This is a genomic window from Ramlibacter montanisoli, assembly GCF_013087525.1.
GTDB classification, from domain to species: domain Bacteria; phylum Pseudomonadota; class Gammaproteobacteria; order Burkholderiales; family Burkholderiaceae_C; genus Ramlibacter; species Ramlibacter montanisoli.
The window spans coordinates 2,227,613-2,252,012 of the sequence record NZ_JABFCS010000001.1 but is presented as its reverse complement, the minus strand read 5'-3'; the positions used below and the strand labels follow the sequence as shown (position 1 = coordinate 2,252,012).

The window sequence follows — 24,400 nt, the reverse complement described above, 5'->3', positions numbered from 1 at the left end:
CCGGTGTGAGAAGATGACTCCAATAGGAGGGGTGCATGCCGCTGTTCGAGATCAAGGGGCACGAAGCTGTCCCGGTAAGCCAAGTCGAATTCCCTTCGGAGAAGGTTCTCCAGTCCTTCGTGGAGAAGAATCTAAAGGCGATTTTCAACTGCTCTTTCGTCGCTTCGGAATTCAAGACTGGGGCCGTTCATGCCGGCCGAATCGACACCTTAGGTCTCTCGGAAGACGGTAATCCGGTCATCATCGAATACAAGAAGGTTGCTTCAGGTGAGGTAGTGCTCCAGGGGTTGTATTACTTGAGTTGGCTCAAGGACCATCATGGAGACTTCGAGCTCGCCGCGCAGAAGGCATTGGGCGGGAAGGCGTCCATAGACTGGAGCGAGATCCGCGTCATTTGTCTCGCACCCTCGTACAAGAAGTTCGATCAGCATGCCGTGCAAGCCATGGGTGCCAACATAGAGCTTTGGACCTATCGCCTATATTCAAATGAGGCAATCTTGTTCGAAGAAGCATTCCGTGGTGGTCAAGTCTCCCTTCAGGAGGCAGCGCTAGGCGACAAGAATCCAGTGATGGTCGAAGCCGGTAAGAAGGCAGCACTCACGAAGGCACAAGGAGGTTGGACTTTTGACCAGCATCTTGATGGGAGGCCGGACGCCATCAAGAGCCTTGCTCTCGCAGCGCAGGAATTCATCCTCACACTGGACCCTGCCATTGAGGAAGCGCCGAAGAAGCTCTACGTCGCTTATCGAACCACTCAGAACATCGTGTGCATGGAGGTTCAGAAACAAAAGATCCTGTTCTTTCTGAAGCTGGACCCAGGAAAGGAACCAGGTCCGCCTGGGATTTCACGGGATATGCGTGACATCGGTCATTTCGGAACCGGCGATCTGGAAGTTACGGTGAAGAGTGACGCAGACCTGGAGCAGCTGAAGCCGTACATTCAGAAGGCGTACGACCAGGTTGGCGCGTGAATGAGGGCGGCGACGTGCCGTGTTTATTTCGCACCGAGTAGATCGCGCACGATGAAACACTCATGCAGCTCACTATTTGGAGTCCCTCGGCGTGCGCGTGAGGCTACCGCAGATTGCCTCCACGAGCTTGTGCGCCGATTGCGGCCTGACTTCGAACCATTCGATACCCGGAGCATCCTTGACGTGCTTTCCCTGCAACTTCAGGGCGTGGTGCACGGAAGACTCGGCCTGATGAGCGTTGCGAAGTCTGTAGGCGTACAGGCAAACGAGAGTCGTTCCTGCCGCGGTTGACCCGGCCTGTTGGGATATGCGCAGTGTGTAGTGGTTCCGACTGCAGCCGATTTTCACAAGTGGTTCGATTCCATGGCCTACAAAGTTATCGATCTCTCGGGCGGTGCTGTAGATGTACAGCCACTCCAGTCCGTCGTCTTGGGCCACGAACTCTTCGCGCGCAGCGTAGCGGCTAACCGGCGCCGCATTTGACCGCAAGACGGGTTCTTCAGGCTGCGGCACAACATGTGCAGGGTCGACCGGAACAACGCCAGCATCCGATAGGCGTGCGTACTGGGGAGTCGGTCCTTTGCGTTTGCCCTCGAAAAGTGCGTCGACGCCGGGGGTGTTCCTCACGGTAGCCTTGAAAGCCAAGCGCCACAGAGGCAAGCCACCCTTCTCCTTCTTGGGCCGGAAGTGGATCCGCTCCGCGTCCGGAAGCAGTTCCGGGCGACATATCCCTCTTGCAGCATCCAGTTCCACATGGCTAAGCCGATGTGGGCCTTCTCTGAGAACCGTTGATGCGCATGACGCCTCGTGAACTCATCGACCTTCCCAGTGAACAGGGCGCAAAGCGGTTTCCAGGCTGCAGAGCGGGTATGTGTGTTGTACTCGCGAGCCGGATCGTCCATGCAGAAGATGCTAAGTGAATCTACATTTGTGGACAACAGGGCGCAGTCTTGTGTACGCTGCTCAGGTCTTGCACCCCTCGAAGGAGGATCGAAGCCTTGAACGCCTTCACCAGCCCGATCCTAGTGCGCAACGGGGCAGCGAACGTTCTGCCTCGTATTCCGCTCACCGCCTCCCACTCGGCTTTCTCTGAAAAGTGGCTTCAGCAGCAGTTGTTCGAGCATCCCCTTGCGCTTCCCCTTCGCGAGATTGCTCCCAATGTCTCCGAGCCTGTGCCGGTGTGCATGGAGCTGAACACCGTCGCCGGTCCCGCCGACATCCTGTATGTCACGGGCACGGGACAGATCATCTTGGTGGAGACCAAACTCTGGCGAAATCCTGAAGCCCGCCGTGAAGTAATCGCACAGATTCTCGATTACGCCAAGGAACTCACCACGTGGACGTATGAGGATCTTGCGCGGGAGGTCGCCCGCGCTACCGGACGCGGCCCCAAATACCTGCTGGACGTCGCAAGGGGGCGTTATCCGGATCTGGACGAAGCTCGATTCGTAGATGGCATCAACCACAACCTGCGCACCGGAGACATCGTCCTGCTTGTCGTCGGCGACGGTATTCGCACGGGGGCGGAGGCGCTGGTTGCCTTTCTTGAGAGGTACGGGAGTCTGCGCTTCACATTTGGGTTGATTGAGGTGGCCGCCTACGACGTAGGCGACGGCGATGTTCTGTTGCAGCCCCGCGTGCTCGCCAAGACAGAGGTCATGAGGCGCGTCGTCGTCGTGCCGGTAGACCGTGCTGGTGGGGAATTGGCGATTGACCTTGCCGCTGGTGATCTCATGGCAGCTGCACAGACCGAAGGAGGGTTGGATCAGACGCAGCTCACGGATTACCAGCGGTGGTTACAGTCATTTTGGGCCGAGTACATGCGGCGGCTGAAGCTGGATGACACACGCCAGCCAATTCCCAAGACGGTTCCGCGAAGCACAAATGCCTACTTTCCCATGCCGCCTTCGGGAGCTGAGAGCTGGATTTCTGCCTACGTTGCCCGATCATCGGGTGTGGTCGGCGTTTACCTCACGTGGGCGAGCACGTACGCCGACGCTGCAAGCGCGTTCGAGTATCTCCAAGGCGACAAAGAGGCGATTGAGATCGCAATCGAGGACTCCGTCGCGTGGTCATACAACGGCAAGGTGTATTCAGTGGGAGTGAAAGCGCCCTTGGGGGAATGGTCATCCGAGGGCGAGCGGGTACGGGCTCTAGATTACCTACTCACTATGACCAATCGGTTTGTGAACGTATTCAGACCTCGCCTCGAGGCTTTCACAAGGGGGCGCAATTGAGTTTGAATCGGTCATTTCTAGAACGAGCGGCGAGTCGAAGATGCACATCGAGACCGAGTGAGGACTTGAGGGAAGACGGGTGTGCAGATCGTGATCGGCCAGGCAGGGACAACGCTCAAGACGATCTTCTACGTGCTTTGGCATACCACGAGGCTGGTCACCAAGTGGTTGCCCACGCCCTAGGTGCGCCCGGAAGCAGCGTTCGAATTGGCGATGACGGAGGCCAATCGTTTGACGGCTTGCGTTACCGGCCCTACGAGCCGGATTTTATGGGGCCTGGCGACTGGAAGCATTTCAGGGCTACTGCGCTCGTTCTGCTGGCGGGAGAGGCTGCTGAGAGAGGGTTCTACGAGTCCGAAGGGCTGGATATTCCCGACAGTGAGCACCTGAGGTCGGGGAGAGACCGACAGGAGCTACACGAGCACCTAGGGCGAGTCTTTGGAGACGGTGTGGTTCCAGGGCAGTACTCGCCGGAACAGTTGTTCAAGGTGGTCGACTCTATGGTCTTGAATCTCTGGCCAAAGGTGGTAAGTCTCGCCGAAGCGCTTCTTCAGCATAAGAAACTCTCGGCCTCAGAGATCGCGGCGGTGATTTCTACCCATGCCATCGTGTGGGACGACGAGCCATAACGCGGCAGGTAAGTGAGTCCGAGCGTCCCCTCGACGGTTGTCTCTCACCACGCGGGGATGATCGCACGAGGTTGTCAGCTGCCGTCCGGGGGCTGGAGGTAATACCTACCAACTGCGCGCCGTGTCGTTTAGCCACCCTGCGCAGTCATAGTTCAGGCTGGCCCAGTCCCGCGCTAGTCGCACGACAAACAGGCGATCGTTCGCGTCCACCAGTGCCTTCAGTGAGTCTCTGATCTGGGCAGTAGGAACCGGAGTGTCCAGCAGCCATACCGACTCCATGCCCTTGCAGTACGTGAAGCGCTTTAGGTATGCAAAGACGGGCTCGTAGTTTCGACCGGGTTTGCGCAAATCGTACGTCACGAGCAAGACAGCCATGGGTCCTCCCGCATGCGCAGCCAAGGCGGCTGCCGGCGCATTCTTCAGGCGCGACCAAGGTTCCAGCTCTCCTGAACGGGTGATCTCTCGTCTGAATGAAGGACGACCTTTTCGCTACAGGACTTCGCAGTCCCACTGCTGTAGCACCCACGCTTGGCCGTGCCGTTCGAAGCCGATGAATCCGAGTTGGCGGGCAGAGAGAGAGACAAGGCGAGGATCGAAAAGGGAGGGCCATTGTTGATTCGCGCCGAGAAGTTGGAGAAGGGGGATTCGGCGGCCGTCGGCGGTGCGGTGGGTGAGGTGGAGATCGCCCGTCGCGGCGTGACCTTGGCCGTAGGGTGGCCTGAAAGCCCCTCCTTCACGCCGAAGCAACACCTTGACCCGCATACTGTGAAAGCATACAGTAGCCTTGCGGCGTGGCGCTATGGCACGATTCACTCTGAACACAACAGTTGACCGGCGGTGCCGGCGTGAAGGGGAGGCTTTCGGCTATGTGCATCGATGCAAGGGTGCAGGGGTGACCAGCGCCAGCACACCGACGCTCAAGCGCCCGCAGGTGTGGACGGCGGCCCAATACGTTCGAGCAATCCGGCAGGAAGGAGGCGGTGTTAGCGCCGCTACTCACTTGGCCGAGGTTCGCTCGCCGCTGGGTCTTGCGATGCGCGCATACGTGAAGCACTTTCCAGGCAACACGCCACGCGGCATGTTCAACGAGGTGTTCGGATACGTGGTGATGTCTGCACTCGGGGTCCCTCAGCCTGAGGTCGCTGTGATGCCCGCGCCGATCGACGTACTCCCCGCCAAGCCTTGGGCCTGGGCCTTCGTCAGCTGCGAGCCGCGCCCGACGTTTGAAGGAACGCCGAAGCAGATCTACAACTACTTGGACCCGCAGCAGCATGCAAAGCTCGTCCAGCGACTCTTCACGTGCCCGGCCTTGCCCCTTCTGATTGCCGCGGACCAGCTGCTGAAAAACGGGGACCGCAACATCGGGAACCTGGTGCTGACGGGGAAGAGCAGCTTCGTGGCCATCGACCATGGGGAGATCCTTGGCGGCGGAAACTGGCAGCTTGGGGACATGTGGTTCGCGCAGCAGTGGGCGCCAAGCAAGCTCATTGAGAATCTCGTGCCTATCGACTCTCTGAGGCCGGAGCTGCGCAGCGCGCTTTACGTGAGCGCACAGCTCGTGGCGGACAAGTTCTTCGAAACGCAGAATGAGCTTCGCGTAGCGCTGGAGTGTGGCTCTTCCGTCGAGGCTGCTGCTGCGATGGATGCTGTCTGGTGGCGATGCATTCCGATTGCGGAGTGGTTCCGCGAGCGTTTAAAGTTGGTTGCATGAACAGCTGGCTTGACCTGCTCAAGACTCCTCCAAGTGCGCGGCTGGAGCCCGCTGGCGTGATTTTTGTGATTCGCTGCACGCCGGACATATTCACTGGCGAGCAGATCAATGTGGGAGTTTGCGCTGTCGACCCGAAGGGCCGGCGGAAAGCAAAGGTTGTGACAGAGCCGGCGCGGTTGCAGTGCCTGTACGGGGAGCAGTCCGTCAATGTGCTCATGCTCGCACAGGCCGCGCTTGAGGCCGCGGAGCGCGGCGCCCCGTCGCCCTCGGCGCAGATTGTCTTTGACGACCCAGCGCCGTACTTCAACTCCACTCTGGATCAGGCGGTGGAGAACACCTTCGCCGACCAAGTCACGGTGGCGCTGCCGCACCGCGATCCAGCAATGCGAGAAGAGCTCCCGGACGACGTCGCGCAAACTCGCGTCGCCAATGCCGTGAAGGATCAGATCGGGCTCGACTTCGAGCTGCTGGCGAACACACCCGCAGGTGATTGTGAATACCGACCGTGGCCCACGCACCATGGTGATCCCGCTTCAGCCGCGGAATGGTGTCGGAACGATCAGGAGCGCCTACTACAACGCGAACACACTGCGCACCCACCTGATGGACAGCGTGTTGGACTTGGAATGTGCGGCGCGGTACCGTCAGAAGCGCGCCCTCGGGTTGTTCGTCCTCCGCCCTCGCAACAGGAGCCGCAAGGACCAGCTCGCAATCGACGGCGTGATTGACAACGTGGTGTACCGGTGCCCGGCGACACTGCACCTTGGCCAATCCGACGACGTCGCGAAGCTCGCGGCCGAGATCGCCGAGTGGGGGCGCGCAGCCGCCGTTTGAACCTTGCCGCTGGCTCCCAGCAACGGGCATCCGGGCTGGAGCCGCCGGGTCTTGGGTGGTGTCACTACCTTTCAGACGGCCTACTGAACCAGTGCCTCATGAGAGAACCTCCGGCGCCGCGCTCGATGGGCTGGATGGATCGGCGAGGGTGTCGCTCGACGCTACCGCTGGGCGCATTTTTCCGCTGGTCCTGCGGCCATTCATCAGCGCGCGTTCAGTGTCTCTTTGGAGCTTGGGCGGAACTCGCTACAGTCTGGGCACAAACAAGGAGCATCAATGGCGGGCAAGGACCTTAAATTTACTCCTGATGAATTGGAGTGGCGCGAGTTCATAAAATGGGCATCTGACCCTGCCGCTCGACCCGAAGAGGCGGAGGCCCGCATCATCGGAATGCTGAAGCGGGGCAACCGCACTGCGGTCCTCCGAATGCAGGAGCAAGCTCGGCTCGATCGAGAACCGCACGCGCCGCGTCAGCCGAGTAGCTGGGGAACTTCTCCTGCGAAGTACGCCTCTCTTGTTGCTGGTATCACCAGCAAGTCTGAATACTTCGGACTGTGGCGGGATCAAGGATCGTGACGTCGAAGCGTCGCGCCCTTACGCAACGATGGAGGAAGCTCGCGCCGTTTGTGCGATCTGTTGCGACCTGTGGCCGGTGGTGCTGACTTCGGACGACTGAAGGGCGCTCGCGTGCCCAAGGAGGCAGCGACGTTGCGTCCTTTCAGCTCGTCAATGCTTCGCAGGACTTCAGCTTAGGCCACGCCGGTGTTACGCGGCCGGACCCGTCTCCCTTACGCACTTCTTCACGTTGCTGGTCTTCGCAGCGCCCTTGAGCTTCTTTTCGTCAGCGGTCAGCTCGCACTTAGCGTTCGCGTCTGTTTCGCACTTCTTCACGAAGGACTTCTGGGCGGCTCCGGCCAGCTTTTTCTCCTTGGCAGCAGCTACGCAGGCCGAGTCCGCGGCATGGACAAAGGAAGAAGCGAACGCAATCAAGGCGAGGGTGACGAGTTTCTTCATGGGTCTTCTCTATTCGCGCGATGGTGCGCAAGCGAATTCTTGCACAGGGAATCAGAGCCCCAATAACAGAGTCGCTGGGCGTCCGTCATATTGGTCTAGGGAACCGTGGGACACCATGGGGGCATGGAAGACACAGCAAATCCTTCCCGCTCGCCGTTCGTGGACCGGCACCTGGAACGCATCGTAGCGTCCCGCAAAGCCGCGGAATCCGCGATCTGCTTGGCTATGGTGACCAGCGCATTGCCAGGGTCGATGGTGCGCCGCCAAGCCGGGTCGCACCGTCTGTCACAAGGATTCACTCAGGAACCTTGCTTGACCAAGCCGGCCGCCTCGAGCCAAGGTGTCAATCGTCGTCGTGCACGCTGACCTCGAGAACTGGCCAGCTGACTGGTGGGCGGGCAGAAGTCTGCCCCATCTGGGCCAGGCATCTGTGCTGATCAAATGAGTCTGCGAGCTTCTTGGCAGTCCAGACGCAGCCAGATGCGGGCGGTCTGGTAATGCGTACCTTGATCCCTTCCAGCGTGTTGCCGAAGTGGCTTTCCGGGACCTGGTTAGTGTCGAAGTACCGCACGAGGTGTGCGACGAGGTGTAGACCATAGCCTTGCCCGCGCAGGGCGGGAAGCACCCAGACCAAGTCCAGGTTGAGATCGAACTGCAAGAAGGCTCCTGCATCCGGTCGAACGACAGCTCAGGACGGAAACCGATGAAACCGAGCGGCATATCCGCACAAGGCCTATCGATCCGGTGAAGGGACATGACCCAAGTATTAGGGTTGTGACCCCAGCTCTCGGGCCTTGCCAGTGTCCGAGTGCAGTCCTTGATGAAACGGGCCGTTCGTAGTGGCGTCCAGCCGACGCCGATAACCGCCTGCGTGTTGGGTGGCCCGCCGCGAAGCACAACGTCACAGGCTTCCTGCACTTCATCACCGTTCAGAGCTCCACTGAGCCAGCAGCGGGGGAAGAGATGCTGGATCTCGCGACCGGAGAGATACAGCGGTCCGACGATTTCAGTAGGGTCGAGGGGCATGACCATGTCACTCCACCGCGATCAGGGCGATCACGCCCTTCCCATCGAACACGATGGGGCTTGCTTCGCGCCCGGCCCGCAGGACGCGCAGGTGCCGCAGAAGGTTGACCTCGGTCGGGTGCAGAGCACCGAGAGGGACTGCGATGCTTTCGATGGCATTCCAGAGCTCCGGTGCAGTCTCGGAGAGCACCGTTCGCAGCAGCTCGAAGCTGTCCAACTGCAGTGCCTTGGCAAGCGCCGGGACCTTGTTGACCGGGAGGTTCATCGTGCCCGCCTTGATCATGGCAATCAGCCGCTCATTGCTGTAGCCGAGCGCTTCGGCCAGCTCCTTGTCGGTGAGCTTCAGTGCAGCTTGCTGGGTGGTGAGCAGCGTCGCCAGGTTCTCTTTCATGTTCATCTTGGTTCCCGGGTTATTGAAGAATCGATGAACTCTTTATAGTCATGGAACCTCGCGCGACCAGCAGGCAATCGCACTTGGCTACGGTGTGGAGCAGGCCACCGCGCTACTTGCCTTCGTCCGCGCGGCGGTCTTGGGGCCGCGGCGAGCAGCAGTGTGGACCCGACCTACGGGTCAGGGTGCGAGCTTTCGCGACCGCATTCGGATTACCGCCGCGGGACACCGGTCTGGCATCCCCTCGTCAGAGAAGTCATTGAACTTGCGTTCTTCTTGACCTGTTTTTGCACTGTTCTTGACCAAATCGGCCGTTTGCCAGAATCCTGCCCTTTTTTGACCAAGAACCCCTTCAATCTTGAGCGCCTCCCCCAGGGGCGGCTCCTATAGATCAGGGCCTTCAGCCGTATGCGGAACGCTGCTCGAGTTCGGCGGCGTGATCGCCGCCGAGTCCGCCGCAGAACCGACTAAACCGCAGCCACGACGTGCCAGGTCTCTGCGTTCATGCGGCGCGGGTAACGCTGCAGCCGGAGACCACCGACGATGTGGCCCGTCTGAGCCTTCAACCACCTACCCAGGCGCCGGCGGTTGATCGCGCCACCCCGGTCTCCAGCGATCTCGTCCAGGATCTCCCCCAGGCTCTGTTCGTCATCCGCACCCGGGTGCTCATCGGCCGCCCAACCCACGAGGTCCCGCGCCATCACCGGTCCGCTCCCTGCCCGGCCATGCAAGATGGTGAGCAGGCGTCCGAGCAGGACGCGCCCGGGGTCCTCCTGGTGGGCCACCCTCATGCTGCCAACCGGATCGGGCTTCCCCAGCCACAGCAGCGGGTGACGACACCAGTCAGACCAGCGGTTGAAGGAGCCCTGCTCAGGGCATTCCGTCTTGGGCATGCCGGCAACCAGCCAGGCGCGCACCACCGTCAGGGCCGCGGCCACATACTCGCCGCGGTGCTGCCGCACCACCTCCAGCAAGTTGGGTTCGTTGAAGGAGCGCTCCGCCGGCCGCTCAGTGAGCACGTCCAGCCTGACGGTGATGCACCTGCGGGCGAGGTCGCCCACGGGGTCGACGTTGTTGCCGTTCGCCAGCATGAGCGACCGGGTGCTCAACTCGATGATCCTCGACGCCCAGCGCACCCGGCCGCTGATCCGCTCGCTGGTGAGCGCAGTGCACAGCGTCTTATAGGGCTGCAGGTCGCGGGTCACGTTGTCGAACTCGATCACGGCGGAACCGCGACGGAACTGGGCCAGCAGCACCTTCTCGCACTCGTCGTCGCTGCCCGGGAAGGCGAGGGGCGCAGCACGGCGCGGCGACGCAATTGCCGAGATCAGCTCACACAGGTAGCTCTTGCCCGACCCGGGGACGTGGGCACGAACAACGAACATGGGCGCCGTGGGCAGTCCGGGGCGAACCGCCGCGGTGAGCATCGCGGAGAGCGCGGCCGCACGGTCTACTGCATCGACGAAGTGGAATTCCTCGAGCAGCGCGTCCAGACGGGCCAGAGCGGCCTCGGCGTCATCTCGCGTAGGGTCCTCCGCCCGGGACCCGTTGGGGGCGCCAAACGACCCGTAGAGGCGGGTGGCGGGGTCGTAGCCGGGCGTGGTACAGATGGTCCCGTCCGGGCGCATGAAGGGCTGCTGCACGACGCCGGCGAGCGCGGGCAGTGCGCCCGTCACGTCCGTGCGCAGCAGGGCGCCGCAGAACGACTCCGGGGCGCGGTCCGAACGAACTCCTGCTTCCGGGAATCGAAGCGCTCCCAAGCCACCGCCTCGTCGACGGCCAGCACCAGCTGCGCAGAGTTGAGCGCGCCGGGCGTTACTTCGCCAGTCACCGAGTCGGTCTTCAAGGTGACCATCGAGCCGCCCTGTTCGAATACCTTGCCGGTGTTGGCCAGGCTGGTAAGCACGATGGACCGGGTGCGCCGGATGTCGGAGCCCTGGTGGCGCAGAATGATCCGCCCGTCATCGAAGCCGGTGGAGGTGTTCGACTGCTCGGTTTCATCGGTTTTCTCGGACCCCGGCCGTTCCACAACCTCGATGGGCTCGATGATCTGCCTAGGTACCACGGCTTCCGTGGTTCCGGCGGGGTCGGCAACCTCAGTTCCGGCGGCGGCATCAGGGGTTTCGTCCAGCACGGGTTCGTCGCCGGTCACGAACTGGCCGCTGAACACCCCGGGCTGGAGCGTGACTTCGGGTCTCTCGGTTGCCTGTCCCTCGTTCCGGGCTACCTCAGTGACGAGGGTGATCTCGTCCTCGAACGGCACCACCGCCTCGTCCAGGGGCTCGGTTGCCGTAGCTTCGTCGACGGGATGTTCGTTGCTTCGCAGAATCTCGTCCTCGAACTCGAGCGTCAGAATCTCCTCCCCATCGAAGGACAGGGCAGGCGCCGTGTAGTTGTCGGTCATGTTCGTGTTCGTCCGGTTGTCTTGAAAGGGAGATGCCATCCACGGGGCACAGTCAGGCATGAGTAGCCAGTGCCTCTCGTGCATGGACAAGGATCTAAGTAAGTAAGTAATAGGGCACTGTGTCGGAAGTGCCCTAAAGCGTTGTCAGGACTGACTATTCCTGGACGCCGTCGGGCCTGTCGCGCACGAATTCCGCGTCCATACGCTGTTCAAGCCGCAACAGCGCCTGGCCAATACGGTTGTTCACGGCGGTGTGGCTCAGGAACCGGAGCTTGTAGCCCTCGTACTTGCCGCCCCGCAGGGCGCATCCGACCCCGACCCGGGCCCACTCGGCATCGACATACTCCTGCTGCTTCGTCTTCAGCATCGCCAGCATGGGACGGTCGGCGTCCGACTTCAGCACGCGCAGCTTGGCGCCGCGGACGAGGCTGAAGTACGGCATGAGGACCTTGCGAAACCGGAAATCGGTGAGATCCGAGAGCCTCTCCAGCCCGCGGGACTCCAGGCCGCTCGCGGACAGCCTGGCCTCGGTGCGCGCGACCCATTGCGAGGGATGGAGGTCCGCACCCTGATCGATCCTCTTGCCGTATCCCTTCACCTGGAGGGGTCGTGGCGCCGGCCGTGCAGTTGCTGGCCGCGCGGGGACGGAAGCACGCGGTTGAACGGGCGAAGGGTGAAGCAAGTGCGACCGCCCTCGAAGACGCCGCGGAACTTGAACTCCTTGTCTTCTACCTTCGGCCGCAGCCCCTTGGCGATCAGGTGCACCATCAGCGCATCGATGACCGCACCGCGCTGCTTTGCCGAAACAGCGGGCTTGTAGCTGATGTCGACGGCGATTTCCAGTTCGGCGATGCGGGGTTGGCCAAGTCCTGCACGAGGACCCGGACGTCTTCAGGGGCAGCATCGTGGATGGTGAGCTTCTTGTAGTGCTCACTCCGAGCCCACCGCGGCTTGCCGAGCAGCTTGCGCAGCTGCACCTTCCCCGGCGTGCGGACGGTCACGAAGTCGATCTTCGCCCTGAAGGTCAGGTCGGACAGGTTGATGGGACCGGCGTCGCCGGCATTGATGGAATCCATTTGCCAATTTCTCCTGTTACTGCCCACGCACACTGCGCAGACCAGGAGCGATTGGCGCGGCTAAATTTAGGGCCGCATGACAAGTCAAAAAAGAAAGTATGCGCGTCGCCGCCGTCTGATTTTCAGAGGGAGTTCAGGCAGCCAAAGCTGGGTCAAGTAGCCGAGCTGATCGCTCAGGTACGAAGCCTTCTCCCCAGGAAAGAGCTTGCTGGTCACCCGCTGCATGATCGCCGTCAGCGTGGACGGGCTGGCGTGCAGCCCGCGTTCATCAAGCAGCGTTTGGAGCTGATTCCGCACACTGGGACCGCCGATGCGGTTGCTGAGCACAACCGCAGCCTTGACCATCAGCATTTCATCTTCCACAGAGAGGATCGAGTGCCGACGTCCACCTCGGCCCGCGTGCGGTGATGGCGAGTCTCCACCGTGGATGAAGTGCCTCCGGGTCCTGGAAACCCAAGTGGAAGTGCGCCCAAGGATCTTTCCTGTGTCTTCCAGGCTAAGACCGTATTTGAGAGGCAGGAGGACGGCCTGGGCGGCTCTGAGGTCCGTCAATGTCTGCGCCGTGCGAACAGCCTGGAAAGCGCGGTCGAGGGCTTCGGATCCAGTCGGTTTTCTGCCCATGTTGCATCGATTCTTGCTATTGATCCGGCATCTTAGGGCTGCTTTATGGCGTGGTCTTCGGCGGATAGGCGACTGCCCCTTGCTTTGGATCAAATTTCGGGAGCGCCGCGACTACCTTCGCGTCCGCCCGGGGTTCAGGTGGCCGAGGTGTATCGCGCAGGCAAGCCTTCAGAGAGCTGCCCGCGGCCAAGAAGAAGTCCCTCAGCCCCTCTCGGACCCGAACGACTTCATCGCCTGGGCCATCGTCCCAGGGCGTCCAGGGCATTCCAGGGCATCCATGCTGGCGCGCGCACGGCATCGGGGGCGCGAGCGCACCGAGGCCCTAAACGTTGACTTACGCCAAGTAGGTACCAAAGCCTGTGGCAAAGCTGCCTTCCTGAATCTTGGGAGGTGATCTGCGCGGTCTTGCTGTTTTTTCTGGTTGGAGTAGGAGTAGTGGTCGGTGTCTACGCCTTGTGATCTTCGATCCGACGGTGAGCTCCGGCTACGGCAGCGTGTACAACTTGGGCAAGCTAAATTTTCGGCAGAACATGCTCATAGTTGCCGGGTGCGCGTCGCTCATCGACGTCCTCATGCTGCTGCTAAACCGCGAGGGGATGGTTTCCCGCAGAGTGTCATCAATTACGTGGAAAGTTCTCCTTCTAGACGCCACGTCATGGACAAAATCCAAGCCCTCCTTCGCAATCCGCCCGCGCAGGAGGTAAAGGCGCAACGGCCAAGCGCTCCCGAAGACGGTGGATTGATCGATACCCTACGCCTGCTCGGCGAGCCGAGGGAGCGAGGCGTGCTTACTCCCGAGGAGTTCGACCGAGCAAAGGCCAAGGTGCTGACCTAGGCAGGTTTCCGCCCGGTTCGTGGAGAGCACAGACTCCCGCACACAGTAGCGAGCCCCTGATGACCGGCGAGCCGCGCCTCCTATTGCAGAGATCCCTCCTCACAGGTCCAATAGCGACCTCTGGGGGAGCGGAGCGGTCCTGTGCGTTTCGGCACGACTCCTGGGCTTGTCCACCAAACTGAATGAACCAAGACCTAAAAAGAACACTCTGGGCCGCTGCCGACAAACTGCGGTCCTCCATGGATGCCGCCGAGTACAAACACATCGTGCTCGGCTTGATATTTTTGAAGTACATCAGCGACGCCTTTGACGAGCGTCGCACGCAGCTTCAGGCGGCGTTTGCCGACCAGGCCGGCGATCTGTACTTGCCCGATGCCGGAGATCATGGCCAAGCGCTTGAGGAGCGTGACTACTACACGATGGCTAACGTCTTCTGGGTGCCGGCCTCGGCGCGTTGGGAGGCGATCCGCGCCCAGGCCAAGCAGCCCGACATCGGGGTGCGTGTCGACTTCGCACTGGAAGCGATCGAGGCCGACAACCCTCGCCTGAAGGGCATCCTGGACAAGCGCTTCGGACGAACGCAGCTGGAGCCTGGGCGGCTAGGGGAACTGATTGATCTGATTTCCACCATCGGCTTTGGCGAGGGTCACCATGCCAAGGACCTTCTCGGCGAGGTCTATGAGTACTTCCTCGGCCAGTTCGCCAACGCCGAAGGTAAAAAGGGCGGGCAGTTCTACACGCCCGCGTCGGTGGTGAAGGTGCTGGTGGAGGTGCTGGGCACCGCATCAGGGGCGCGTCTACGACCCCTGCTGCGGTTCTGGCGGGATGTTCGTCCAGAGTGAGAGGTTCATCGAGGCGCACGGTGGCAAGGCCGACGACATCAGCATCTATGGCCAAGAGGCAAATCCCACAACTTGGCGGCTGGTGGCGATGAATCTGGCAATCCGCGGCTTCGCGGCGGATTTGGGCAAGGAGCCGACGGACACTTTCCATCGCGACCAGCATCCCGACCTGCGGGCGGACTATGTTCTGGCAAACCCGCCTTTCAATATCAGCGACTGGGGCGGGGAGCGCCTTAGGGAGGATCGGCGCTGGGTTTACGGCACCCCGCCGGCCGGGAATGCCAACTACGCCTGGCTGCAGCACATCCTGCACCACCTGAGCCCGCGGGGCCAAGCCGGCGTAGTGCTGGCAAACGGCAGCATGAGCAGTAACCAGAACAACGAAGGAGTCATCCGCAAGGCGATGGTTGAGGCGGACGTTGTGGATGTGATGGTGGCACTGCCGCCGCAGCTGTTTTTCAATACCCAGATTCCGGCTTGCCTGTGGTTTCTGGCCCGGGACAAGAGCGGTGTTGCCGGCCCGGGCGGCCGGAGGGGCCGCGACCGGCGGGGAGAGGTACTGTTCATCGATGCGCGGAAGCTGGGGCGCATGGCCACGAGAGTGACCCGTGTGTTTGACGACGACGACGTGGCGCGGATCGCCGGCACCGTGCATCGCTGGCGTGCTGATGGTGAGGATGGTTCCGACGAGCTCTTTGCGGAAGCGCCTGGCTTTTGCCGCGCCGTGAAGCTGGCAGAGATTGCCGAGCACGGCCATGTGCTGACGCCGGGGCGTTACGTTGGCTCTGAGGCGGCCGAGGACGACGATGAGGCCTTCAACGAGAAGATGGAGCGGCTGACCGCGCAGCTTGCCGAACAGATGGTGAAGGGGGTGGAATTAGATAGGCTGATTCGGGAGAAGTTGGGGGCGCTTGGTTATGGCGTATGAGGCGACCTGGAACCCTTCGCTTTGGGCCGCAGCTGGTGGCACACTGCTCGATGGGTGGCGTCTGGTCCCGTTCGATGACCTGCTTGCGTCACCCAAATCGATTGCGGTCGGCGTGATGTATCCAGGCGATCACACGGATTCAGGGGTACCTCTTATACGAGTGGGCGACGTCCAGGAGGGAGGCGCAATTGCGGAGCCGCAGATGCGGGTGAGCTCCGACGTTCATTTCGAGTACCGTCGCACTGAGCTAAAAGGCGATGAGCTCCTAATCACCTTGGTTGGAAAGCCGGGGGCGTGCGTAATTGCCCGACCTAGGATGAAAGGGTGGAATGTTGCACGTGCATTGGCCGTGGCGAGGCTTAGATCGCCGAACCTGCGTCCCTACTTAAAGGCAGTACTTGAGAGCTCGGTGATGAAAAGCATCATCCTTGGCATGCTCAACACGACTGTCCAACCGACGTTGAATCTCAAGGAAATCAAGTCGCTACCCATTCCAATCCCCGATGACATCAGCATCGCCCAGGCCATCGGAGAGTTTTCCGAGTTGTTTACCGAGCGCATCTATATCCTGCGGCAAACGAATGCCACCTTCGAATCCATCGCGCAAGCCCTGTTCAAGAGCTGGTTCGTCGACTTCGATCCAGTGCGCGCCAAGGCCGAGGGCCGCGAGCCCGAAGGTATGGACATCGCCACGGCGGCGCTGTTCCCCGCGGAGTTCGAGGAGTCGGCCGTGGGGCAGATTCCGAAGGGGTGGCGAGTATGTGCCCTGAGCGACTTGTGCGAAAGCATCTTCAGCGGCGGGACGCCGGATACCCGAAGGACCGAGTACTGGAATGGAACGCTGCCGTGGTTCTCTTCTGGCGAGACCCGCGAAAGCGTTGTCATTGACACGGAGAAGCACATCACAGAAGCCGCCGTCGAGAACTCATCGACGCGGCTGGCACGACCTGGGGACATCCTTATTGCCTCCGCCGGGCAGGGGCTCACGCGCGGTCAGACGTCTTACTGTGCAATCGAAACGTACATCAATCAGTCGGTCGTCAGTGTCCGGACAAGCCGGGAAGTATCGAGCCCAACTTGGACGTTCTACAACTTAGCGCGTCGCTATGACGAACTGCGCGGCCTGTCTGACTCGCACAGCATACGCGGCAGTCTGACGACTAAGCTGCTTGCATCGTTGCGCATCATCGCGCCGCCAACGTCGCTGATGATGTGCTTCGGTGCGACGACGGAAGCGCTTGTATCCGCGCAGGCAGAGAACCGTAGACGCGCTGGCACTTTGGCAGAGTTGCGCGATGCGCTACTCCCCCGCCTCGTCTCCGGCAAGCTCCGCATTCCTCAAGCCCAAGCTCAACTCGAAGAGGCCATCGCATGAGCGGCATCAGCGAGGATGACGTCGAACAGGCCGCGCTTCGGTGGCTTGCCAGCCTGGGCTGGGCCACCGCCCATGGCCCCGACATCTCCCCGCCTGATGCTAAGACTCCGGGCGCCGAGCGCCCAGCTACCGCGAGGCGGCGCTGGTCGGTCGCCTGCGGGAGGCCATCGACCGCCTGAACCCGCACATCCCACTTGGTGCCCGCGACGACGCGCTGCGGCGCGTGCTCAACCCCAACGTGCCAGGCCTGGTCAACGCCAATCGCCAGGTGCATCGCTGGCTTGTGGACGGTATGCAGGTAGAGTTTCAGAAGGACGGCGAAACGCGCGGTCACCGCGTGCGGCTGATCGATTTCACCGACGCGGCGGCGAACGACTGGTTGGCCGTCAACCAATTCAGCGTGCAAGGGCCGAAGCTGACGCGCCGACCCGACGTGGTACTTTTCGTAAACGGCCTGCCTCTGGTGCTTTTCGAGCTGAAGAATCCCGGCGACGAAGACGCCGACATCTGGGCCGCCTGGAACCAGCTCCAGGCCTACCAGCAGGACATCCCTGACCTGTTCCACTTCAACGCGCTCCAGGTCATCAGCGACGGCATTCAGGCGCGCATGGGCTCCCTCACCAGCGACCGCGAGCGCTTCATGGCGTGGCGCACCATCGACGGCGTAGCCACAAACCCGCTGGGCCTCATGCGCGAGCTGGAGACGCTGGTGCTGGGCCTGTGTCAGCGCGAGCTGCTGTTGGAGTACCTGCGGCACTTCGTCCTGTTCGAGGACGACGGCAAGCTAATCAAGAAGGTGGCCGGCTACCACCAGTTCCATGCGGTTCGGGCGGTGGTGCAGAGCGTTTTGAAGGCCTCAAAGCCTGGCGGAACGCGCAAGGGCGGGGTCGTCTGGCACACCCAGGGCGCCGGCAAGAGCATCGAGATGACGTGCCTGGCAGGTGCCCTGATGGCGCACCCGGACATGGGCAACCCGACGCTTGTGGTAGTGACTGACCGCAACGATCTGGACAACCAACTGTTTGGTGTGTTCGCCGCGGCAAGTGAAATGCTGCGCGAGACGCCAGCGCAGGCAGACACCCGGCCCGAGCTGCGCCGGTTGCTGGCGAACCGACCTTCTGGCGGGATCATATTCACGACGATTCAGAAGTTCACTCCGGGAGAGGATGAGGACGCCTTCCCGGTGCTCTCGGATCGAAAGAATATCGTCGTGATTTGCGACGAGGCCCACCGAACCCAGTACGGTTTTGGTGCCCGCCTTCCCGCGCCAGCGCAAGGAGCGGCGGCACAGGCGCAGTTCCTTCCAGCCTCCGCAGGTCCAGTTGGGACCGGTGACCAGTCCGCCGAAGCTGCGGAAACCTACAGAGCCGTGGGGCGGCTCCAGGTCGGCTACGCGCAGCACCTGCGCGACGCACTCCCCGGCGCGACATTCGTAGCGTTCACCGGCACGCCGGTGTCCTTGGTCGATCGTGACACCCGTGCGGTGTTCGGCGACTACGTACACATCTACGACATTGAGCAGGCGGTCAGGGACGGCGCGACCGTCCCGATCTACTACGAGAGCCGACTTGCGAAACTGGACTTGAAGGGTGCTGACGTCAGCCAGCTGGACAGCGAAGTCGACGAACTGACCGAGGACGAAGAAGGTGACGCCGCGCGCGTAGCCAAGTTGCGACGCTGGGCAGCCCTGGCGCAACTCGTCGGCGCCCCACCTCGGATCCAGAAGGTTGCGGCGGACATCGTGTCCCACTTCGAGAATCGACTGACCGTCATAGACGGCAAGGCGATGGTGGTGGCCATGAGCCGCGACATCTGTGTGCACCTGTACAACGCGATCGTTGCGCTGCGGCCGGACTGGCACAGCGACGACCCGCTGCAGGGGAGCATCAAGATCGTGATGACCGGTTCGGCGTCAGACAAGTCGCTGCTGAAGCCGCACATCTGTCCCAAGGACGTGCGCAAGCGCCTGGAGACCCGATTTAAGAACCCGGCCGATCCTTTCAAGCTGGTGATCGTGCGTGACATGTGGCTGACTGGCTTCGACGCGCCGTGCCTGCACACCATGTATGTCGACAAGCCGATGCGCGGGCACAACTTGATGCAGGCCATCGCCCGGGTGAACCGGGTGTTCAAGGACAAGCCGGGCGGCCTGGTGGTGGACTACATCGGGATCGCGAACGAACTGAAGGCCGCCCTGGCGGATTACACGCAGGCGCAGGGCCGGGGGAAACCGACAGTCGACGCCTACGAGGCGCTTGCCGTGTTCCAGGAGCAGATGGATGTGCTGCACGGAATTCTCGACGGAGTGTCGTATGGGGAGTTCCGAACGAAGGCTTGGCAGCTCCTCCCGCCCGTGGCGGACCATGTGCTGGGCATGGAAGACGGCAAGAAGCGCTTCGCCGATGCGGTGCTGGCGGCAGGCAAGGCGTTTGCCTTGTGCTGTACGCTGGATGAGGCCCTGGTGTACCGCGACGAGCTCGCTTTTCTTCAGGCGGTGAAGGCGGCACTGACAAAGCACGCGACCACGGACAAGAAGCTGACTGATGAACAGAAGGAGCATGCGCTCCGGCAGATCATCAGCCGCGCCGTGGTCAGCGACGAGGTCATCGACATCTTCTCCGCGGCCGGCCTCAAGCGCCCGGACATCGGGGTGCTCTCGGACGAATTCCTGGAGGACGTGCGCCACATGAAGGAGCGCAACCTTGCAGTCGAACTGCTGGAGAGACTCCTGAAGGGTGAAATCAAGTCGCGCTTCCGCACCAACGTCGTGCAAAGTGCCAAGTTCTCGGAGTTGCTCCAACATAGCCTGACGCGCTACCGGAACCGCGCGATCGAGACTGCTCAGGTCATCGAGGAGCTGATCGAGATGGCCAAGAAGTTTCAGGAAGCGGCTCACCGAGGGAGAGCCTCGGCCTGAGCCACGACGAACTTGCTTTCTACGACGCCTTGGCGACGAATGAAGCGGCGGTGCGTGAACTCGGGGACATGACGCTCAAGAAGATCGCCGTCGAACTGACGGTCAATCTGCGCAGGTCTGTCACCGTGGACTGGGCAAAACGCGAGGCCGTGCGCGCCAAGCTGCGCGTCATGGTGAAGACGCTGCTGCGTCGTTACAAGTACCCCCAGACCGTCAGGAGGAGGCCACGGATACCGTTCTGCGTCAGGCTGAGAGTCTGTCCGCGGAATGGGCTTCAGCCTGATTCGAGGCGTGATGGCCCTATAAGCGGTTTCGGTAGCCGGCCCCGGAAAAACGGCGCCAAGGGCCAGGGGGCGCGTGTTTCCAGATAAGGGGTGCAAGGTCCGGGCAATGGCGGAACCGGTGAAACCGATCGACGAAGTCGCAACGCTCCGGCTGACCGGGGTGCCCGCCGGATTGACAGATGGCACTATGCAGCATATCAATCCGGTGCTCATCCCCCAAGTGTCGGAGGTTGCAATGGTCAAGGGCTACAAACGTCCTAAGTCTGCCTACTCGGGGAATAACCCCGGCTACGTACCCCCGAGTGGTGGTGGCCACCTGAGGGGTGAAGACGATTGGCTCTTTGGGCACGGGAGGCAACACTCGGCTCGCCCGTGGAGGGGCGAAAGTGAACAAACCCGGTCGCTTCCGAAACTACCGCCGCAGTCGATAGATGACGTGCTGGCGTACGTGACGCATAACCGTCGGGTCTGTCCTCTTTCCATTCACTGGATGGCCATGATGAATCCTGTGGGACTAATCAGCGCCAACGCGGATGTCTGGATTCCGATGGCGCCGGGCGAGAGCGAGTGGCGGTTGTTGACTGATTCGAACAAGCGGGCGCTGCTGAAGCGGCAGATCTTGGCCGCGGCGGCTGGTGGGGCACTGCAATTGTTCGCGCAGCACCTGCACCGGCTGCGCGAGACTGAGTGGCACCACGAGAGCTGAACTGCTACTGGTGGACTGCTACGAAGGGGTGCTACGAAATCGCCGCCCGCTCGCCCTCCAGGTGCTAGGATTGGTCTTTCAAATCAACGACCTGCGAGCGGTTCAAACAATGGGGCTGGTTCCCATCGCCCGCTCCACTCCCCCTTGCGCGTTTTCCTCGGCACCCCATCCGCCGGGTCCTACAACGCGCAACCCCTGCTTCCCTAGCATCCTCGTTTTCGACAACAAGACGGAAGAGAACGAAGCGATGATCCACCCGCAGGACAGTGAGCGCTCCTCCCGCAAGGAGCGCATCGACCTTTCCCACGACTACGCCGTGTGCGCCTGGGCGCGGCACTTCAACGTGAGCGAGAAGAAGGTCAAGGAAGCGGTGGCCGCGGTCGGGGACGATGCGGACCGCGTGCGCGAGCACCTGCAGAAGGCGTCGCCGCGCTCCGAGCGGCCGTCCAGCCACTAGGCATTTCCGGCACGCGCTCGCTCTGGCAAGGGCTCGGGGCTGGCGCGCCAGCTTGACGCCGCTCAAGGACCTGCATCCCCGCGCCGAAGTACACAGGAATCCTCGACATCACCGAGGAGCATCCGATGAGAGCAAGACTCACGGTCGCCGCGGCGCTGCTGCTGTTCGCGTCCGCCTCCCAGGCCGCCGAGGCGGCCTACGATTTCGTGGTGTGCACGCACGGCAAGGGCAGTCCGCTCGAGGCCAACGCGGACATCGTCGCCTACGCGGTGGAGAACTGGGGCGTGGTCGCCAGCAGCTCGTCGCGCGAATGGGAGAACGCCAGCACCCATTGCCTCGGCTACATGCGCGTGCTGGGCGGCAAGCGGGTGGGCCGCGGCGTGTGCAAGTGGATGCAGGCCGGCGGCGATACGGCGGTGGGGGAGTTCGACTTCCCCGCGGCCGGAGAGCCTTCGTTCACCTGGCTGAGCGGCACCGGCAAGCTCAAGGGCATCAGCGGCGGCGGGACGTTCCGCGAACTGTTCGACGCGCGGGCGGTGGATCCTCCGACCGTGCAGGGTTGCCGCCGCGACTGGGGCCGCTACCGCCTGCCCTGAGAGCGGGAAGGAAGGAGCCCGCGGTCCTGCCGGAGCCCGCGGGCTCGTCGCGAACGCTGCTCGCGCGCTCAGCCGCCGTCGAGGTCCGGTCGCTTGTCCGCCGGCAACGGTCCGCCGCCGCCGCCCTGCGTTCCGCCACCCTGCGGATAGCCTCCCGTGGGCCACTGGCCGGAACCATGCGCGGGATCGGCGCGGCGGGCGCCGCCTGCTTCCATCCGCTCGCCCATGTTCTCGGCCAGCTGCTTCATGTCGCCGGAGCGGTCCTGCGCCTTGCCGTACCACTTGCGCACGATCTCCGCCGCCGTGTCGCGGCCGCCGAGGCCGAAGGCCAGGCCCAGGCTCAGGGCGAGCGCGCCGACGATCGCCATGAACAGCGTGTTCACCAGCTCGGTCGCGATGCCCAGCTGGTTCACCGCCACCACGATCGCGAAGGCCCACACGACCACCGACGCCGTCTTGGCCAGGAAGTCGGCGTTGCTCAGGTCCGCTTCACTGGCGGCGCCCCGCACCACGTTGCTCAGGGCCCGCGCGGCCAGGCCGCCGATCACCAGCACCACCAGCGCCACCACCACGTTGGGCAGCCACAGCAGCAGTTGGCGCAGCACCTCGGACACCGCGGGCAGGCCCAGCGCGTCGAAGGCCACCACCAGCGCGATCAGGCGCACGAACCACTTGACCACCAGGCCGATCATGCCGGCCGCGTCGGTGTTCATGCCCATCCGGCGGATGAAGTCGCTCAGCCCCGCGCGCTCGGAGAGCTCGTTGAACTTGATGGAGCGCAGCAGGGCGGCCAGTCCGCGCTCGATCAGCGAGGCGACGAACCAGCCGACGACGATGATCAGCAGGAAGCCGAGGATCTTGGGGATGGCCGAAAACAGCAGGGCCATCGCCGCGGCGAGCGACGTGAACATCGCGTCGCTCCATTCGGTGACTTGGGTGGGCATGAACAGGATCTCCAGCAGTGGATGACGTAACGACTCCACACACTGTCAATCCTTTACATTCACCGGGAGGTCGTCCCTGTCCCGCAGCCCCTGTAGGAGCGGCCTGACGCGGCAGCGAGACTTACTTCAGCACGTCCCCAATGCAGAGGTACTTCATCTCCACGTACTCTTCCATGCCGTGGTGCGAGCCCTCGCGGCCCAGGCCCGACTGCTTGACGCCGCCGAAGGGCACGTGCTCGGTGGCGATGATGCCCACGTTGATGCCGACCATGCCGTACTCCAGCGCTTCGCTCACGCGGAAGATGCGCCCCATGTCGCGGCTGTAGAAGTAGCTGGCCAGGCCGAACTCGGTGTTGTTCGCGGCGTCGATGGCTTCCTGCTCGGTGCGGAAGCGGAACACCGGCGCCAGCGGGCCGAAGGTCTCCTCGCGCGCGCACAGCATGTCGCCGGTGGCGTCGGACAGCACGGTCGGCTGGAAGAACTGGCCCTGCAGCTTTCTGGCCGCCGGTGACGATCTTGGCGCCCTTGCTCAGCGCGTCCTGCACGTGGCGCTGCACTTTCTCCACGGCCGCGTCCTCGATCAGCGGGCCCTGCACCACGCCTTCCTCGAAGCCATTGCCGACCTTCATGGTCTTCACCTTGGCGGCGAACTTCTGCACGAACTGGTCGTACACGCCGTTCTGCACGTAGATGCGGTTGGCGCACACGCAGGTCTGGCCGGCGTTGCGGTACTTGCTGGCGATGGCGCCTTCCACCGCCGAATCGATGTCGGCGTCGTCGAACACGATGAAGGGCGCATTGCCGCCGAGTTCGAGCGAGAGCTTCTTCACCGTCGGCGCGCTCTGCGCCATCAGGATGCGGCCCACTTCGGTGGAGCCGGTGAAGCTGATGTGGCGCACCACGTCGCTGGCGCAGAACACCTTGCCGATGGCGATGCTGTTGGGGCCATCCGCAGTGAGCACGTTCAGCACGCCGGCGGGGATGCCGGCGCGGATCGCCAGTTCGGCCGCGGCGAGTGCGGTCAACGGCGTGAGTTCGGCCGGCTTGATCACCACCGGGCAGCCGGCGGCCAGCGCGGGCGCGACCTTGCGCGTGATCATGGCGAGCGGGAAGTTCCAGGGCGTGATGGCGGCGCAGACGCCGATGGGCTGGCGGATCACCATCAACCGCCGGTTGTTGTCGAACTGCGGCAGGGTCTCGCCGTTGACGCGCTTGGCTTCCTCGGCGAACCACTCGACGAAGCTGGCGCCGTAGGCCACTTCGCCCTTGGCCTCGGGGAAGGGCTTGCCCTGTTCGGCCGTCATGATGCGGCCCAGGTCTTCCTGGTTGGCCATGAGCAGGTCGTACCACTTGCGCAGGATGGTGCTGCGCTCCTTGGCCGTCTTGGCGCGCCATGCGGGCCACGCCGTGTTGGCGGCGGCGATCGCCTGCTCCGCTTCGTTGACGCCGAGGTTGGGCACTTCGGCCAGCTTGGCGCCGTTCGACGGGTCGTGCACGGCGAAGCGCGAGGTGCCCTGGACCCACTGCCCGTCGATCAGGGCGTCGGTCTTCAGGAGGCTGGGGTCCTTGAGCAGGGAGAGGGGGAAGTCTTCATGTCCATCG

Annotated in this window: 23 protein-coding genes and 3 pseudogenes; 14 read left to right on the top strand and 12 right to left on the bottom strand. The window is 62.5% G+C overall.

The features are described from left to right. The first annotated feature begins 35 nt into the window (after positions 1-35). Positions 36-971, top strand: coding sequence for a DUF5655 domain-containing protein (locus tag HK415_RS11130; RefSeq protein WP_171559019.1), 936 nt, complete (start codon positions 36-38; stop codon positions 969-971). A gap of 72 nt (positions 972-1,043) precedes the next feature. On the opposite strand, the gene HK415_RS11125 is transcribed toward HK415_RS11130, so the two are convergent. Next, positions 1,044-1,598, bottom strand: coding sequence for a GIY-YIG nuclease family protein (locus HK415_RS11125; protein ID WP_171559016.1), 555 nt, complete (start codon positions 1,596-1,598; stop codon positions 1,044-1,046). A 371-nt stretch (positions 1,599-1,969) separates the two neighbouring features. Here HK415_RS11125 and HK415_RS11120 point away from each other — a divergent pair, with 371 nt between their 5' ends. The 6 genes from HK415_RS11120 (at position 1,970) to HK415_RS11095 (ending at position 6,958) form a co-directional block, all read left to right on the top strand. Then, on the top strand, positions 1,970-3,208 hold the full coding sequence (locus tag HK415_RS11120; RefSeq protein WP_171559013.1) for a DUF4268 domain-containing protein: 1,239 nt from the start codon (positions 1,970-1,972) through the stop codon (positions 3,206-3,208). 269 nt (positions 3,209-3,477) lie between these two features. After that, positions 3,478-3,837 (top strand): hypothetical protein, encoded by a 360-nt coding sequence (locus tag HK415_RS11115; RefSeq protein WP_171559010.1) that lies wholly within the window; start codon positions 3,478-3,480, stop codon positions 3,835-3,837. A 528-nt stretch (positions 3,838-4,365) separates the two neighbouring features. Beyond that, positions 4,366-4,668: a hypothetical protein gene (locus tag HK415_RS11110; RefSeq protein WP_171559007.1), complete on the top strand. Its 303-nt coding sequence runs from the start codon at positions 4,366-4,368 to the stop codon at positions 4,666-4,668. Positions 4,669-4,729: 61 nt separating this feature from the next. After that, positions 4,730-5,548 (top strand): hypothetical protein, encoded by an 819-nt coding sequence (locus HK415_RS11105; RefSeq protein WP_171559003.1) that lies wholly within the window; start codon positions 4,730-4,732, stop codon positions 5,546-5,548. After that, a complete protein-coding gene (locus HK415_RS11100; protein WP_171559000.1) occupies positions 5,545-6,276 on the top strand; it encodes a DUF3037 domain-containing protein in 732 nt (243 codons plus the stop codon). The genes HK415_RS11105 and HK415_RS11100 overlap by 4 nt, the downstream gene beginning before the upstream one ends. 382 nt (positions 6,277-6,658) lie before the next feature. Next, on the top strand, positions 6,659-6,958 hold the full coding sequence (locus HK415_RS11095; RefSeq protein ID WP_171558997.1) for a hypothetical protein: 300 nt from the start codon (positions 6,659-6,661) through the stop codon (positions 6,956-6,958). Positions 6,959-7,147: 189 nt separating this feature from the next. On the opposite strand, the gene HK415_RS11090 is transcribed toward HK415_RS11095, so the two are convergent. From HK415_RS11090 to HK415_RS27545, 9 genes are all read right to left on the bottom strand, one after another. Beyond that, positions 7,148-7,396 (bottom strand): hypothetical protein, encoded by a 249-nt coding sequence (locus HK415_RS11090; protein WP_171558993.1) that lies wholly within the window; start codon positions 7,394-7,396, stop codon positions 7,148-7,150. 343 nt (positions 7,397-7,739) lie between these two features. Then, positions 7,740-8,054, bottom strand: coding sequence for a GNAT family N-acetyltransferase (locus HK415_RS11085; RefSeq protein ID WP_171558989.1), 315 nt, complete (start codon positions 8,052-8,054; stop codon positions 7,740-7,742). Positions 8,055-8,429: 375 nt separating this feature from the next. Continuing rightward, positions 8,430-8,813: a hypothetical protein gene (locus HK415_RS11080; RefSeq protein WP_171558986.1), complete on the bottom strand. Its 384-nt coding sequence runs from the start codon at positions 8,811-8,813 to the stop codon at positions 8,430-8,432. Between the two features lie 467 nt (positions 8,814-9,280). After that, a complete protein-coding gene (locus HK415_RS11075; RefSeq protein ID WP_171558982.1) occupies positions 9,281-10,489 on the bottom strand; it encodes a hypothetical protein in 1,209 nt (402 codons plus the stop codon). Continuing rightward, positions 10,486-11,217, bottom strand: a complete 732-nt coding sequence (locus HK415_RS11070) for a hypothetical protein (RefSeq protein WP_171558979.1) — start codon at positions 11,215-11,217, stop codon at positions 10,486-10,488. Before HK415_RS11070 ends, HK415_RS11075 begins: the two co-directional genes overlap by 4 nt. A gap of 154 nt (positions 11,218-11,371) precedes the next feature. Then, positions 11,372-11,815 (bottom strand): hypothetical protein, encoded by a 444-nt coding sequence (locus HK415_RS11065; RefSeq protein WP_171558976.1) that lies wholly within the window; start codon positions 11,813-11,815, stop codon positions 11,372-11,374. Then, the gene (locus tag HK415_RS11060) at positions 11,812-11,985 is read right to left on the bottom strand and encodes a hypothetical protein (protein WP_171558973.1); all 174 of its coding nucleotides are present in this window, start codon (positions 11,983-11,985) and stop codon (positions 11,812-11,814) included. Before HK415_RS11060 ends, HK415_RS11065 begins: the two co-directional genes overlap by 4 nt. Then, on the bottom strand, positions 11,985-12,293 hold the full coding sequence (locus HK415_RS11055; RefSeq protein WP_171558969.1) for a hypothetical protein: 309 nt from the start codon (positions 12,291-12,293) through the stop codon (positions 11,985-11,987). The genes HK415_RS11060 and HK415_RS11055 overlap by 1 nt, the downstream gene beginning before the upstream one ends. A gap of 84 nt (positions 12,294-12,377) precedes the next feature. After that, on the bottom strand, positions 12,378-12,914 hold the full coding sequence (locus HK415_RS27545) for a helix-turn-helix domain-containing protein (protein ID WP_507236451.1): 537 nt from the start codon (positions 12,912-12,914) through the stop codon (positions 12,378-12,380). A gap of 655 nt (positions 12,915-13,569) precedes the next feature. Between HK415_RS27545 and HK415_RS11045 the strand changes: the two genes are divergently transcribed. The 7 genes and pseudogenes from HK415_RS11045 (at position 13,570) to HK415_RS11015 (ending at position 21,854) form a co-directional block, all read left to right on the top strand. Next, the gene (locus HK415_RS11045; protein ID WP_171558962.1) at positions 13,570-13,749 is read left to right on the top strand and encodes an SHOCT domain-containing protein; all 180 of its coding nucleotides are present in this window, start codon (positions 13,570-13,572) and stop codon (positions 13,747-13,749) included. Between the two features lie 182 nt (positions 13,750-13,931). Further along, positions 13,932-15,519 (top strand): annotated as a pseudogene (locus HK415_RS11040) (type I restriction-modification system subunit M). A gap of 412 nt (positions 15,520-15,931) precedes the next feature. Next, the gene (locus HK415_RS11035; RefSeq protein ID WP_171558957.1) at positions 15,932-16,894 is read left to right on the top strand and encodes a restriction endonuclease subunit S; all 963 of its coding nucleotides are present in this window, start codon (positions 15,932-15,934) and stop codon (positions 16,892-16,894) included. After that, positions 16,891-20,094: pseudogene (locus HK415_RS11030) on the top strand (type I restriction endonuclease subunit R). Before HK415_RS11035 ends, HK415_RS11030 begins: the two are co-directional and overlap by 4 nt. 119 nt (positions 20,095-20,213) lie before the next feature. Further along, a complete protein-coding gene (locus HK415_RS11025) occupies positions 20,214-20,801 on the top strand; it encodes a hypothetical protein (RefSeq protein WP_171558954.1) in 588 nt (195 codons plus the stop codon). A gap of 247 nt (positions 20,802-21,048) precedes the next feature. Next, positions 21,049-21,258 (top strand): DUF3606 domain-containing protein, encoded by a 210-nt coding sequence (locus tag HK415_RS11020; RefSeq protein WP_171558950.1) that lies wholly within the window; start codon positions 21,049-21,051, stop codon positions 21,256-21,258. A gap of 125 nt (positions 21,259-21,383) precedes the next feature. Continuing rightward, positions 21,384-21,854: a hypothetical protein gene (locus HK415_RS11015; RefSeq protein ID WP_171558947.1), complete on the top strand. Its 471-nt coding sequence runs from the start codon at positions 21,384-21,386 to the stop codon at positions 21,852-21,854. Between the two features lie 68 nt (positions 21,855-21,922). On the opposite strand, the gene HK415_RS11010 is transcribed toward HK415_RS11015, so the two are convergent. Continuing rightward, a complete protein-coding gene (locus HK415_RS11010; RefSeq protein ID WP_171558942.1) occupies positions 21,923-22,798 on the bottom strand; it encodes a mechanosensitive ion channel family protein in 876 nt (291 codons plus the stop codon). A 121-nt stretch (positions 22,799-22,919) separates the two neighbouring features. Continuing rightward, positions 22,920-24,398, bottom strand: a pseudogene (locus HK415_RS11005) (NAD-dependent succinate-semialdehyde dehydrogenase). Positions 24,399-24,400: the final 2 nt, after the last annotated feature.

Coding starts and splice junctions, on each gene's coding strand:
- HK415_RS11035 (WP_171558957.1), top strand. CDS start 15,932: ATGAAAAGCATCATCCTTGGCATGCTCAACACGACTGTCCAACCGACG.
- HK415_RS11115 (WP_171559010.1), top strand. CDS start 3,478: ATGGGGCCTGGCGACTGGAAGCATTTCAGGGCTACTGCGCTCGTTCTG.
- HK415_RS11130 (WP_171559019.1), top strand. CDS start 36: ATGCCGCTGTTCGAGATCAAGGGGCACGAAGCTGTCCCGGTAAGCCAA.
- HK415_RS11055 (WP_171558969.1), bottom strand. CDS start 12,293: ATGGATTCCATCAATGCCGGCGACGCCGGTCCCATCAACCTGTCCGAC.
- HK415_RS11010 (WP_171558942.1), bottom strand. CDS start 22,798: ATGCCCACCCAAGTCACCGAATGGAGCGACGCGATGTTCACGTCGCTC.
- HK415_RS27545 (WP_507236451.1), bottom strand. CDS start 12,914: ATGGGCAGAAAACCGACTGGATCCGAAGCCCTCGACCGCGCTTTCCAG.
- HK415_RS11100 (WP_171559000.1), top strand. CDS start 5,545: ATGAACAGCTGGCTTGACCTGCTCAAGACTCCTCCAAGTGCGCGGCTG.
- HK415_RS11090 (WP_171558993.1), bottom strand. CDS start 7,396: ATGAAGAAACTCGTCACCCTCGCCTTGATTGCGTTCGCTTCTTCCTTT.
- HK415_RS11020 (WP_171558950.1), top strand. CDS start 21,049: ATGATCCACCCGCAGGACAGTGAGCGCTCCTCCCGCAAGGAGCGCATC.
- HK415_RS11080 (WP_171558986.1), bottom strand. CDS start 8,813: ATGAAAGAGAACCTGGCGACGCTGCTCACCACCCAGCAAGCTGCACTG.
- HK415_RS11045 (WP_171558962.1), top strand. CDS start 13,570: ATGGACAAAATCCAAGCCCTCCTTCGCAATCCGCCCGCGCAGGAGGTA.
- HK415_RS11060 (WP_171558973.1), bottom strand. CDS start 11,985: ATGGTGCACCTGATCGCCAAGGGGCTGCGGCCGAAGGTAGAAGACAAG.
- HK415_RS11070 (WP_171558979.1), bottom strand. CDS start 11,217: ATGACCGACAACTACACGGCGCCTGCCCTGTCCTTCGATGGGGAGGAG.
- HK415_RS11015 (WP_171558947.1), top strand. CDS start 21,384: ATGAGAGCAAGACTCACGGTCGCCGCGGCGCTGCTGCTGTTCGCGTCC.
- HK415_RS11095 (WP_171558997.1), top strand. CDS start 6,659: ATGGCGGGCAAGGACCTTAAATTTACTCCTGATGAATTGGAGTGGCGC.